The sequence below is a fragment of the Clostridium sp. BSD9I1 genome (genome assembly GCF_900185645.1).
Classification (GTDB): Bacteria; Bacillota; Clostridia; order Clostridiales; family Clostridiaceae; genus Clostridium_AK.
Genome location: NZ_FYAM01000023.1, coordinates 13089 through 26427, shown reverse-complemented (window position 1 = coordinate 26427; position 13339 = coordinate 13089). Strand labels below are relative to the sequence as shown.

The window sequence follows — 13339 nt, the reverse complement described above, 5'->3', positions numbered from 1 at the left end:
AATTCTTTTAAAGACATTTCATTATTTTTCAATATAATATGTGATTATTTAGTACTTTATCAATATGCTATAATAATATAAGTTGTTTTTATAAATAGGAAGTTGAACTATCAAATGATAATAGACATACATACTCACTGCTTTCCAGATAAGGTAGCTCAAAGGGCAATATATGTACGTTCACAAAAATTTGGACTTACACCTTCTACTGATGGAACTGTAGGAGGGCTAAAACGTTCTATGTTAAACTCTGATGTAAATATAAGTGTACTTCAGAATATAGCTACAAAACCAGAAAAAAATATGAAAATAAATCGATGGGCTGCAAGTGTACAAGATGATAATATATTTAGTTTTGGCAGTATACATCCCGATTTTCCAAATTGGAAAGAAGAAATAATTTGGCTAGCAAGTCATGGTTTTAAGGGTGTAAAAGTTCATGGTGATTGTCAAAATTATTTTGTAGATGATCCACATTTGTTTAAGATTTATGAAGCAATATTTGATGCAGGTCTCATTATATTATTTCACTCTGGTGTTGATACTGCATTTTCAGAACCATTCCACACTACACCTGCAAGGCTAAAAAAAGTATTAGATACATTTTCAGGCAGCCCTATAATTGCAGCGCATATGGGAGGATATAGATATTGGGATGATGCAGAAAAGTACCTACTTGGAAAGGATATATATTTTGATACAGCTTACTCAATACATGAGTTAGGAATAGAGCGGGCAACAGATTTCATAAAAACTCACGGTCCTGAGAAAATTCTTTTCGGAACTGATTCTCCATGGCGAGATCAGGCTATGGATATTTCTCTTATTAAGTCATTAAAATTAAATCCTGATGAAATTAACGGCATACTTGGAAACAATGCCAAAAAACTTCTACAATTAGATAAATAATTATACAAAAATGCTTCGTAGTTTTACGAAGCAAATTTATTTTCTACAAGTTGATAATAGATATATGTTATAGTAAGTCCTATAACATAGAACATAGGTGAATACGGAAATATCCACCAACCTGTATAAATAATTATATGGAAAGGATATACTACTATGGCTTCAAGAAAAGTCAAAAATATCGTCCAACTAAGAATATAATAAACTGCAGATTTATAACTTCTATTTTTCGGCATAAGAAAAGAAAACATAGCTCCATAACATGGATAAATTAACAAATCATATATTGCTGAATAAATTAGCTTATTATCATAATCTACATAATAATACAGTTGAAACTGAGAAGAAAATAATTTATCGATAATAGCTGAAATGCCTACTAAACTGATAGTCATAATGAAATCCATAAGTTTATATCTTTTCATTTTCATAGTAATTACAGTTACAATTAGTGTTATAATTAGTAATATAAAAAATCCTATATTTTTCATTTATCATCACCTATGTTTATAATTCCCTATATTACTGATAATTATTTAACTACATTATATATTCTTTAGGAAGTATATCGTTTGTAGCTCCTATTCTTAAGGCAATATCGTAGCACATCAACTCGTTCACCCCATAAATTCCACTAATACTATTATAGATAATATTAAAAAGCGTTTCAAAATCAGGTATATCCTTACTAAATATATCTTCCTTTATTTCGCATAAGCTTGTCTCTATTTCATCCTTTATCATATCAGGTATGTTGCACCAACTTTTATGCTCCTTAAATTCAACGCCACCATTTTCATTCAAAATTATGTAAATTCCCTGTGATGCACAATATAGCAAATCTAATCTAGATAACATTTTATTATTATTTAAGTATTGTCGTAATAAGCCTTGATAATTATTTTTATACTCCTCAATTAATAAACTTAATTTTCTTTGTTCAATAATCCTTAAACTCATCTTATTACCCCCATACATAATACATAAAAATGTAGTGCATTTTTGAAATTCTAATCAAAGTACTGACTCTAGCACTAAGAACATTTTGAATAATTCAAACTATTCTGACACATTAATTATTATAACACTATTTTCAAAAAAATCAAACAGTTATTCATATGTAATAAAAGGAAATTGTGACGTTTTTAATGCTCTGGGCCGTATAGAATTTTCATCTATGAAGGCGTTCATTTCGCCAAGAGCGGCTAATATTTATAAATTTAAAATTCCTAAGCCGTCTAAACTCGCTGTCGCTCAGACAGTATCCGGTTCTTAACGGTATTTTAAATTTATAAATAAAGCCGTTCTAAGGCTCATTCAATACCTTCTACAATGAAAATTCTATGCTCCAGAGCATTAAAAAGTTCTTCATGTAAACTGATGAAGGAAGAAATTCAGCTACCTGAATTTCTAAAATATTATAGGACTTAGCACATAGAGATCTTTTAGGACGGCAGCCATGAAGGTTACAAGAACTTGTACGCACTAAATGAAAAAGTTTAATTTATCAATTGAAAATAAGTTAATGCAATAAAAAACTTTTAATAAGAGAAGATATAATTAATATTTTACAACCTATCGGTTTGCAGACTTCTCAGCCCTTTGATAAATATTAATTTAAAGCAACGTTAAGAATTTTCTACTGTTTGAACGGTAGTGAGTTTAGAAAATTTAGGTGCTTTAGATTGAGAGCTATTAGAGCTTCTTTGAGCAGTGAACGGTTGCATGATTTATAGAAATCTCTGATTTCGTTATAAATCAGCACATCTCAGCAAACTGAGATGTTGCATTAATTATGCAGAACCTATGCGGAAGATTTAACATTAAAAACCGTCGTAATATTTCTATAGTTTACACAGTGCTGCTTTAATTGCCATGTAGTCAACTTCATCAGGTAAGGCCTCTTTTATAGGTCTTAACTTTTCTGCACCTATATTCTTAATTGTTTCATAAATAATATCTCTATACTTTTGTGGAATAAATTCTTCTAAATTAACTTCTAATCCCTCAAGAAAACATTTTATAATATGATCTTGTACAGTAGTAATCTTTAAACTTCTCTCTTCCGCTATTTCATTTAAAGATTTGTCTTGTCTATACATATTAAGTGTTATCACATGACTTGGAATCTTTTCTTCTATATTTTCTTTTGCTACTTCCTCTATAGCCACTTCCTGTGTAGATGAGTTTATTTCAATGTGATTTTCCTCTACATACTTACTTATAACTTCTAAAAACTCATCTCCATATCTTTGAAGCTTTGTTTCCCCTACCCCTTTAATTTTAATTAATGACGCTTTATCTAAAGGTAAATACTCACTTATCTCACGAAGAGTATTATCTGGAAATATAATATATGGTGGAACTTTTTCTCTTTCAGATATAGCTTTTCTAAGGGTTTTTAAGAGCTGGAATAGAGAGTTATCTTCCTTTTTCTTTTCTGCTTTCTTTTGAATTTTATTAAATACCTTTTCATTACCTTTAAGGACATTTAAAGCCCTTTGGGTAAGTCTTACTACTGGAAATTCACTTTCTGTAAGAAGCAGATATCCTTCAGCAATAAGTACATTTATCATATTTTTAATTTCTTTTTCACTGTACTGTTTCATTATTCCATAGGTAGATAACTCGTCAAACCTCTGCTCCATAACCTTTTTATTTTTAGAACCTTTAAGTACTAATGCTACGAGACTTGTTCCAAATCTTTGATTCATTCTTGCAACACATGAGAATATCTTTTGTGCTTCTATAGTAATATCTACGCTTTCCCTATCATCCTTGCAGGAACTACAGTTGTTACAATTATCCTTAAAATCATGTTCTCCAAAATAATCTAATATATATCCCCTAAGACATCTCTGCGTATGACAATAATCTGCCATCATTTGAATTTTCTTATATTCTCCAATTTTTCTTTCATGAGAATTTAAGTTTTGCTGAGCTAAATATTTTTGAAGCACAACATCCTGCTCAGAAAATAATAATATGCATTCACTAGGCTCTCCATCTCTTCCTGCACGTCCAGCTTCCTGATAATATGCTTCCATAGTTTTAGGCATATTGTAATGTATTACATATCGAACATTAGATTTATCTATTCCCATTCCGAAGGCATTAGTTGCAACAATAATACTCACATTATCATACAAAAAATCCTCCTGATTTTTGCTTCTTTCATCTTCGCTTAAGCCCGCATGGTATTTTCCTACTTTAAATCCCTTTTTACTTAACAATTCACAAATACTGTCAACTTCTCTTCTCGTTGCAGCATATATAATTCCAACCTTGTCTTCATTATCTTTTACATAGTCTAAAATATAATCCTTTTTATCTACTCCTTGTACCACTGATAAATAAAGATTTTCTCTATCAAAACCTGTAATATATTCATTAGGATTTCTTAAGTCAAGAAGCCTTATTATATCTTCCTTTACCTCTTTTGTAGCAGTGGCAGTAAAAGCTGCAATTATAGGCTTACTTGGCATATTTTTTATAAACCTTGAAATTTCTCTATAACTCGGCCTAAAATCATGCCCCCATTGAGATACACAATGAGCTTCATCTACTGCAAGCAAGGAAATATTTATATTTCTTAAAACCTGACAAAACCCTTGAGACTCAAGCCTTTCTGGAGCAACATACAGCATTTTATATTCGCCATTCTTAGCTCTAAAAATTCTATCTTCTACCTCTAAATTACTTAAGGAGCTATTTATATAGGTGGCTTTTATACCCATATCATTTAGAGAATCCACCTGATCCTTCATAAGAGAAATAAGGGGAGATATGACTAATGTTAGGCCATCTAGTATAAGAGAAGGAATTTGATAACATATTGATTTACCAGCTCCAGTAGGCATAATAGCCAATGTGTCCTCTCTATTTAAAATACTTGTTATGCTCTTTTCCTGGCCTATTCTAAATTCAGAATATCCATAATACTTTTTAAGCAGCTCTTTTGCTTTCTGTAACAAATCAATTACTTCCTTTCTTCATGCATACCAAAATATTTATATGAATTTTGCTAATTTATAATATTTGATAATAGTATTTTATTCATCCTATAACAATGCTTTATGAAGCATAAAATCTCGCTTTCATTATCTGTGTTATATCCAATATAGATAGTACTAAAAACTTTAGCAACTGAACCTATAAATAATATTATCATACTTATCTTTATAAATTTAAGATTATCAAAAAATATTTTACTATTATAGATCCTAAAAAAAGACTATACACTAAGTACACTCTAAATAATATCCACCGAAATATAATTTTAAACAAAATTATAAACCAGGAATATAGGACAATTGTTCCTATACATTCCTGGCTAAAAATATCATCTTATAATTTAATATTATCTTTTTTCTTACAAAAATAATATATTATGGAAGTAATAAATGCTATTATTGTTTTTATAAGAAGATCCCCCGCTGTATCTTTAAGTCCATTTTCTGTCATGTGAGTTTTAAATATATAATCTCCTGCAGCTTCAAATATCTCCCATAAAACTCCTATAGCAATTGAAAATCCAAATGAAAATACTATACTTAACAAAATAATCACTTTTTCATTATTTTTTTTTCGTGGTATATTAATGCTATTGTATAAGCTCATGCCAATTATAAATAAATAGCATCCCGCTGCTCCATGCAAAAATAAATCCCACCACCAAAAATTATAAAAGTTTAAAATTTCTCCAAAATATTGTGCTAGAATTATAAACACTACAGTTACTAATTCAAATCCTTTTGGCAAGTTTATATTATTTTTATTTGTAATATATTTAATGATAAAGGGAGCCGTAAGCACAATCATAGCTAATATACATAAAAATACATTTCCCCATTGTTTTTTTATAATACTAACTATGGCTGTACTCATTAAGATAATTTCAAAAACTATAGCTATTATTACAGCTTTTCCTATATTAAACTTATTTTTAAAATGTTGTTTTTTTCTCAACTAAATTTTTCTCAAAGCTTTCAACAGCATTTTTTGTGAAATTTCCGCCAGTTGCTCCCCCGACCATGCCACATTCTTTAGAAGTTTTATTTCCCCAATAGCCATCCTTGGGTATTTCTATACCCATAACTATTGCTTGGTCTGTTTTATTATGAAGCTGATTTAGTGTTTCATCCATACTTTCACCACCTTTGGCTATTAGTATGTGTATTCTGCATGATTTTAATTCTTAGATGATTCAGATATTGTAATGTGCAAGCTGACCAACTTGTATTGTAAATTATAATACTTAAATTATATTAGATGTTTTTAATTTTATAAATACTTAGACATGATTTCTAGATATCTATCCGTAACTTGAGGACATACTTCTAATATATTGTCAATTATATAATCAATATTGCTGTCATCTACTTTTTTAGCTTTAATATTTTCATTAATCACTACTTCTTCTGTCTTTAAAGCATTATAAATAGGATCTACAACTGGATTTTCCATAACATCAGGTCCTTCCATACACTTTTCTGAAAAGTATAATTCCCCCTCATTTGCTATAAGTTGTCCATATGCATATTCTTTAGAATCATATTTTGTATGTTCCACATGTTTTAAATCAAGCTTATTTTCCTCTTCTTTTCTCGTTAAAACACATCTTACTTCTAATTCTAATAATCTTTCCTTCATATGATCAGAAAAGCTTTCCCCAAATTCACTAATAAACTGTTTCATAGATATGGTTCTCTTTAATTTATAATTTTTTCTCAATGCTATTCTCCTTCTTTTTAATTATTTAAAAAATATTTTAATTATATGGAAATATAAAAACCACCTTTATAAAGGTGGTAACCATTTATTACTTACAAATCATTGTATATAAGAGAGTCCCTAGCTTTACAGCATAGGGAATCTTAATACACTATAAAACTATATTTAAAGTTTTACAACATTAGCTGCTTGAGGTCCTCTGGATCCCTGCTCTACTTCAAATTCAACTCTTTGACCTTCTTCAAGATTTTTTCTTCCTTCATTACCTTGAATAGCTGTGAAGTGAACAAAAACGTCATCTTCTCCTTCAACGGAAATGAATCCAAATCCTTTTTCTGAATTAAACCATTTTACTGTTCCTGTTTTCATTGCTTAATATTCCTCCTAAAATTAAAACACTTTTATAATTGATATAACTAATTTTTATCAATAGTGCTTTTTCGTTGATATTACTAGTATACCACAATAATTAAAAATTAATCATGGATTTATATAAATTGTTTACTTTTTATTTTTTTGTTTTGAATAAGCATAAATATAACTCCTATTACAAACCATAAAATTACAATAATCCACTCTACAAAATTTAAGTTTGCAGGGCTTCCTGGGATAACCATTAACCCTATAATAACAAGAGATGTAATGCAAGCTAAAGCTATTCCAAGTTTTCCTCCAGGAACCTTATAAGGCCTTGCCATTTCAGGTTCTGTACTTCTCATACGAAGACAAGCAATGCTTACCATAAAACAAGCAATTATGAATGCTAAAGAACTAACCTTGGTAAGTGGTATCAGCATGTTTTTTCCTAAAAATGGTCCTATTACTGTAAGAATTGCCATTAAAATATTGGCAAGCCTTGGAGTTCCATTTTTTTTGTCAAGTTCTTCAAACCTTTTAGGAAGTAGACCCTTACGCCCCATAGCAAGTAAAATTCTTGTAGTAGCTCCAAAAAAAGAATTCATAGGTCCAAGTGGCCCCATAATAGCAATAAATATCATTATTTTTGAAAAAACCTTAAGACCAATTACTGATAAAATAGTTAATGCCGGAATACTATAAGTAACAAATTCTTTCCAAGGAACTATTGTCCCAAAGGAGTATATACATATTACATAGAATATTCCCGAAGCTAATAATGCCATACTAATAACTTTACCAAACTTATTCCAGTCTAGCCCCTCCGCTGCTTCTTCAGCTTGTTGTGGAATTGTATCAAAACCTGCATAAAAAAATGGTGTAATAACAAGAACCTGTAAAACTCCCATCCATATACTTTGTGATTTACTTCCTTTTGAAATACCATCATATACAGGCGTTAAGTTATGTGGCCCTCCTCTAAAAAAAGATATACCCATTGCAATTACCATACCTAAAAGCAATAATTTAGTTAAAAAGCCTTGAAGTTTTGCCGCCTCTGAAGCACCTTTAAAATTTAACATAATAACATAAGTTGCAAATATTAGAGATATAATTAATGTAGGAAGATACACAGTAGCTCCCATAATTTCATACAAGGGAATTATTTTAAGTGCAGGTATAAATTCACCAAGTAAAGAGGAGATAGCAATTGCTTCCCATGGGCAAAGTATTCCATTACCTAAAGCAAGAAACCATCCCGTAAAATATGACGCCTTATCTCCAAAAGTACGTGAAACATATTCGATTATCCCTCCTGAAACAGGAATAGCAGAGGTGAGTTCTCCAAAAACTGCACCTACAGGAAGTAAAAATAAAGAGCCTATAATAAATGCAATTATTGCAGCTGTAGGTCCCCCGCCTATAATCATCCAATCTCCAACAAGCAAAACCCAACCAGTACCAATGATCGCACCAAAACCTATGGTAAAGTAATTCCATAAAGAAAGAGTTTTTGTCATTTTACTTTCTTTTGCTGCATTATAATCAGACATTTTTATTTCCCCCCTTCTTATATATAATTTTTTGTGGCATACTAAATAATAGAATTAAATTTAGGAGATAAATATATGAGTTATATAGTATTTGATTTAGAATTTAATCAAGCCTACCAATGCAAAAAAGAAAAAATCACTATAACAAATGAAAAATGTCCTTTTGAAATAATTCAAATTGGAGCACTAAAACTTAATGAAAACTTTGAAACAATACAAACCTTTAATAGGCTAATAAAACCTCATATATATACTACACTTAATCCATTTATTGAAAATCTTACTGGCATAACAATGGATGATTTAAATACTTCAAAACCCTTTAAAGATATATATGAGGAATTTATTGACTTTATTCAAGGAGATAAAAGCATCCTGTGTGTATGGGGCCTTGCAGATATTAAAGAGCTATTACGTAATATAAAATACCATAATTTAGATATATCTATTATACCTATGAAATATATAAATCTTCAACAGTATGCATCTAAATTTCTTAAATGTCCAAAGGGAACTCATATAGGATTAAATAAAGCAGTTAATTTGCTAAACATTCCCCTTGATAGTAAATTTCATAATGCATTTGCTGATGCTCATTATACTACGGAAATATTTAAAAGAATTTACAGTAACAAAATTCAAGTTAAAACATATAATCCTATAAGCCAAAGAGCTCAAAATACTCTTATCAAAGAAAAGAAAAATATTGATTACTATAGTTTAATAAAGCAATTTGAAAAGATGTTTAATAGAGAAATGAGCGAAGATGAGAAGAAAATAATTAAGCTCTCTTATATCATGGGAAGAACCAATCAATTTCAAGTTGAATCCCCTAAAGAAGTCTCAACCAAAAAATAAAGAGAGCAGAGTTTTTCATTCCTCTGCTCATCTTATTCAATATTTATAGGATGGTACCTAGTACCCTTTCCCTTTATACTATGATCCAAAATTACTCAATCTCCTTATTTAATGTGCTTTCAGTTTATAATTTCTATGAAAATAATACTCTATCACTCATAACATCTTGAGATTGCAGATTTTCAAAATAATTTAGTAATTTTTCTATAGTTAGAGACTTCTTTTCCTCACCTTTAATATCTAATAATATATTACCTCTATGCATCATAATAAGTCTATTGCCAAGCTTTATTGCATGATTTAAATTATGAGTTATCATAAGGGTAGTTATCTTTTTACTTCTGACTACTTCTTCAGTTAAATTTATTATTTTTTCAGAAGTTTTAGGATCTAGTGCAGCAGTATGTTCATCAAGCAAAAGAAGTCTTGGATTTGACATTGTAGCCATAATTAGTGACATCGCCTGTCTCTGGCCTCCTGATAAAAGTCCTACTTTATTATAAAGATTATTTTCAAGGCCTAAATCAAGTTTTGATAGTAACTCTTTAAAATACGGAATATCTTTTTTTGAAATCCCCTTAGAAAGTCCAAATCTCCTTCCTTTGTTATGGGCCATGGATAAATTCTCCAATATGTTCATTGAAGGTGATGTTCCCGAAGAAGGGTCTTGAAACACTCTTCCAATAAATTTTGTTCTTTTAAACTCAGATAAATTAGATATTTCTTTATCGTCTAAAGCTATTTTCCCTTTATAATCTTCTATAGAACCTGAAATTATATTTAATAGAGTTGACTTACCTGCCCCATTGCTCCCTATTATGGTAATAAAATCTCCATCTTCAATATCTAGTGATAATTTATCTAAAACTAAATTTTCATTTATAGTATTCTCATTAAATACCTTAGACAATCTCTGTATCTTGAGCATTAGTCATCCCTCCCCAAAGTGATAATTTTTTAATCTTTAACTTTAATTTATTTTGACTTAATCCAAGTGCGCATACTACAATTACAGAAGTTATAAGTTTTAAATCTGTAGGCTCTAATCCTAATTTTAAAGCAGCCCCAATACTTAGTTTATATAGAATTGCTCCAAGTACTGCAACAGTTGTTAACTTAACCCATGATAACTTCTTGAATAAGGCTTCTCCAAGTATAATGGAGGCAAGCCCCATTACAACTATTCCACTTCCCATACCTACATCTGAAAAGCTTTGATATTGTGCCATTATAGATCCAGATAAAGCTACTAATGCATTTGAAATAGCAAGTCCAAGAATTTTAATCGTCCCTTTATCAATTCCTAGTGAAGTTATAAGTTTTGGATTATCACCAGTTGCTTTTAAAAGAAAGCCTATCTTTGTATCTAGGAAAAAATCTAATATATACTTCATCACCAAAACAAATATTAAAATAACTATTAAAGTATTATTACTACCTGTAAATATAGTTTTATTGTTGAAAAGAGGAATATTTGCTTTTCCCATGATTCTTAAATTAACGGAATATAATCCTGTCATTACTATAATTCCTGAAAGTAAATTAGTTATTTTAAGTTTTACATGTAAAACTCCTGTAATGCTTCCAGCTATAGCACCTGCTAGTAAAGACAATACACAAGCAATAGCTGGGGACATACCTGATGTTAAAGATGCAGCAGTAACCGCAGCTCCCAACGGGAAGCTGCCATCTACTGATAAATCCGGAAAGTCCAATATTTTGTATGAAATATATACTCCCAGAGCCATTATGCCAAATATAAGTCCTTGTTCTAATACACCTAACCAAAAATTAAACATTATTTTTCACCACCATTTATAATTGTCGCAGATTTTTTTAAGTCTTCAGGAACATTTATATTTATCTTATTTGCAGTATCCATATTTATAACTAGTTCAGTATCTCTTAAAGTTGTAATTGGCATTTCCTTTGGGCTTTTTCCTTTTATAACTTCTACTGCCATAACTCCTGTTTGATATCCAAGTTTATAATAATCTATACCTTCAGTAGCTAAAGCTCCTCCTTCGACTTCAGCCTTTACAGCTCCTATAATTGGAATCTTATTTTCAATGCACTTAGATGATATTAACGGCATTGATGATGCGACAACATTATCTGCTGGAGCATATAAAACATCTATATCTTTCACAAGGGCACTTAAAGACTGAGATATCTCATTTGTATTAGTAACTCCTGAAGTTATAATTTTCAAACCATACTTAGGTGCTATTTTTTTAATCTTTTCAATTTCTGATTCAGTGTTTACTTCACTGGTGTTATAAAGTATACCCATATTCTTAGCATTAGGTACTAGTTTTTTTAATAGTTCTAATTGCTTTTCAATTGGCGCTGCATCTGTAGTTCCTGTAACGTTTGTTCCTGATTTTTCAAGAGAATTTGCAATACCTGCTTTAACAGGATCTGTTACTGCTGTTACAAGTATAGGCTTATCTTTTATTGCATTATACATTGCCTGAGCTGTAGGTGTTGCAATTGCAAATACTAAATCTTTGTCCTGGGATGCAAAGTTTTGAGCAATAGTTTGCACTGTAGGCATATCTCCTTGTGCGTTTTGAAAATCTACTTTTAAATTCGAGCCTTCCTTATAACCATTTGCTGAAAGAGCATCCATAAATCCTTTCCTAGCTGAATCTAAAGATGGATGTTCAACTATTTGAGCTACCCCAATATTAATAACTTTTTCATTACCCTTACTAATAACTTGTTCATCCCCCTTGTTACTAGAACACCCCGAAAATAAAGCTAAAGCCACCAATGGAATTGTTACTAAAGTTTTTAAAGTTTTTTTACACATCATAATTTTTGCCCCCTAAAATTTATTTATTGATTTTTAAAATAAAAAAACAGACTTATCTCCTTACTGGAGCGAAAAGCCTGTTCGCGGTACCACCCAAATTTATATCTCATTTAAATAACGGCATTTTGCCGGCACAGCCTACTCTCATATGAAACCCCTTCTCATGCTTCGAAGGAGCAAGCGACCATCAGCAAATCATAGATTTGAGACGTCTGCTTAAGATTTCAACCTGCAACTCAAGGGTGAATTTCAACATACTCTTAGTTTATGGGCTTTCACCTTTCCCCACTCTCTTTTAAACTTTCTACTCTGTTTACTTATCCCTATCACTGTTTTTATAATAAATATTTAATTTTTTGTAAAATAAAAAACAGACTTATCTCCTCACTGGAGCGAAAAGTCTGTTCGCGGTACCATCCAAATTTATATCTCATTTAAATAACGGCATTTTGCCGGCACAGCCTACTCTCATAAAGCTCCTTCTCATGCTTAGAAGAAGCAAGCAACCACCAATAAATCATAGATTTGAGATGTCTGCTTAAGATTTCAACCTGCAACTCAAGGGTGAATTTCAACACAGTCTTAGTTTATGGGCTTTCACCTTTCCCCACTCTCTTTTAAACTTCCTACTCTGTTTACTTATCCCTATCACTGTTTTTATAATAAATATTTAATTTTGAATATAAAAAAACAGACTTATCTCCTCACTGGAGCGAAAAGTCTGTTCGCGGTACCATCCAAATTTGTATCTCATTTAAATAACGGCATTTTGCCGGCACAGCCTACTCTCATAAAGTTCCTTCTCATGCTTGGAAGGAGCAAGCGACCATCAACAAATCATAGATTCGAGATGTCTGCTTAAGATTTCAACCTGCAACTCAAGGGTGAATTTCAACATAGTCTTAGTTTATGGGCTTTCACCTTTCCCCACTCTCTTTTAAACCTTCTATTGTTTACTTGTCCCTATCACTGTTTTATAAATATTCACTTATAGTAATTTTCTAAAAATTTATTATTATCAATTTATCATACTTATCAATCAATGTCAACTATATCTTTTAATTTTTTAGATAAATTTTTCTATATCCAGACTGCAAATAAAAAGGAGCTG

General features: G+C 30.6%; 13 protein-coding genes and 1 other annotated feature. Of the genes, 2 read left to right on the top strand and 11 right to left on the bottom strand.

Going from position 1 to position 13339, the window contains the following annotated elements; translation table 11 throughout:
- Window positions 1-114 precede the first annotated feature (114 nt).
- On the top strand, window positions 115-909 hold the full coding sequence (locus BSD9I1_RS07505) for an amidohydrolase family protein (RefSeq protein ID WP_186429813.1): 795 nt from the start codon (window positions 115-117) through the stop codon (window positions 907-909).
- 23 nt (window positions 910-932) lie between these two features.
- On the opposite strand, the gene BSD9I1_RS07500 is transcribed toward BSD9I1_RS07505, so the two are convergent.
- The 8 genes from BSD9I1_RS07500 to BSD9I1_RS07465 form a co-directional block, all read right to left on the bottom strand.
- Window positions 933-1400 carry a hypothetical protein gene (locus BSD9I1_RS07500; protein WP_186429812.1) on the bottom strand — a complete coding sequence of 156 codons (468 nt, stop codon included), beginning with the start codon at window positions 1398-1400 and terminating at the stop codon, window positions 933-935.
- A 49-nt stretch (window positions 1401-1449) separates the two neighbouring features.
- Entirely contained in the window at window positions 1450-1869 is a 420-nt protein-coding gene (locus BSD9I1_RS07495) for a hypothetical protein (protein WP_186429811.1), read from the bottom strand.
- Window positions 1870-2753: 884 nt separating this feature from the next.
- On the bottom strand, window positions 2754-4883 hold the full coding sequence (recQ, locus tag BSD9I1_RS07490; RefSeq protein WP_186429810.1) for a DNA helicase RecQ: 2130 nt from the start codon (window positions 4881-4883) through the stop codon (window positions 2754-2756).
- A 373-nt stretch (window positions 4884-5256) separates the two neighbouring features.
- Window positions 5257-5877 carry a hypothetical protein gene (locus BSD9I1_RS07485; RefSeq protein ID WP_242966440.1) on the bottom strand — a complete coding sequence of 207 codons (621 nt, stop codon included), beginning with the start codon at window positions 5875-5877 and terminating at the stop codon, window positions 5257-5259.
- Window positions 5855-6055, bottom strand: coding sequence for an alpha/beta-type small acid-soluble spore protein (locus BSD9I1_RS07480; protein ID WP_186429809.1), 201 nt, complete (start codon window positions 6053-6055; stop codon window positions 5855-5857). Before BSD9I1_RS07480 ends, BSD9I1_RS07485 begins: the two co-directional genes overlap by 23 nt.
- 137 nt (window positions 6056-6192) lie before the next feature.
- Window positions 6193-6642 carry a hypothetical protein gene (locus tag BSD9I1_RS07475; protein WP_035310621.1) on the bottom strand — a complete coding sequence of 150 codons (450 nt, stop codon included), beginning with the start codon at window positions 6640-6642 and terminating at the stop codon, window positions 6193-6195.
- A gap of 165 nt (window positions 6643-6807) precedes the next feature.
- Window positions 6808-7011 (bottom strand): cold-shock protein, encoded by a 204-nt coding sequence (locus BSD9I1_RS07470; RefSeq protein ID WP_035310619.1) that lies wholly within the window; start codon window positions 7009-7011, stop codon window positions 6808-6810.
- 119 nt (window positions 7012-7130) lie between these two features.
- Window positions 7131-8552: an APC family permease gene (locus BSD9I1_RS07465; protein WP_186429808.1), complete on the bottom strand. Its 1422-nt coding sequence runs from the start codon at window positions 8550-8552 to the stop codon at window positions 7131-7133.
- A gap of 75 nt (window positions 8553-8627) precedes the next feature.
- On the opposite strand from BSD9I1_RS07465, the gene BSD9I1_RS07460 reads away from it, so the two are divergent.
- Window positions 8628-9410, top strand: a complete 783-nt coding sequence (locus tag BSD9I1_RS07460) for a 3'-5' exonuclease (RefSeq protein WP_186429807.1) — start codon at window positions 8628-8630, stop codon at window positions 9408-9410.
- Between the two features lie 133 nt (window positions 9411-9543).
- On the opposite strand, the gene BSD9I1_RS07455 is transcribed toward BSD9I1_RS07460, so the two are convergent.
- Genes BSD9I1_RS07455 through BSD9I1_RS07445 form a run of 3 tightly spaced genes read right to left on the bottom strand, consistent with a single transcriptional unit; the run spans window position 9544 to window position 12228 of the window.
- Entirely contained in the window at window positions 9544-10338 is a 795-nt protein-coding gene (locus BSD9I1_RS07455) for an ABC transporter ATP-binding protein (protein WP_186429806.1), read from the bottom strand.
- Complete coding sequence (locus BSD9I1_RS07450; protein ID WP_035310612.1) at window positions 10313-11209, bottom strand: ABC transporter permease; 897 nt, start codon at window positions 11207-11209, stop codon at window positions 10313-10315. Before BSD9I1_RS07450 ends, BSD9I1_RS07455 begins: the two co-directional genes overlap by 26 nt.
- A complete protein-coding gene (locus tag BSD9I1_RS07445) occupies window positions 11209-12228 on the bottom strand; it encodes an ABC transporter substrate-binding protein (RefSeq protein WP_186429805.1) in 1020 nt (339 codons plus the stop codon). Before BSD9I1_RS07445 ends, BSD9I1_RS07450 begins: the two co-directional genes overlap by 1 nt.
- 385 nt (window positions 12229-12613) lie before the next feature.
- Window positions 12614-12889: a binding site (T-box leader), on the bottom strand.
- Window positions 12890-13339: the final 450 nt, after the last annotated feature.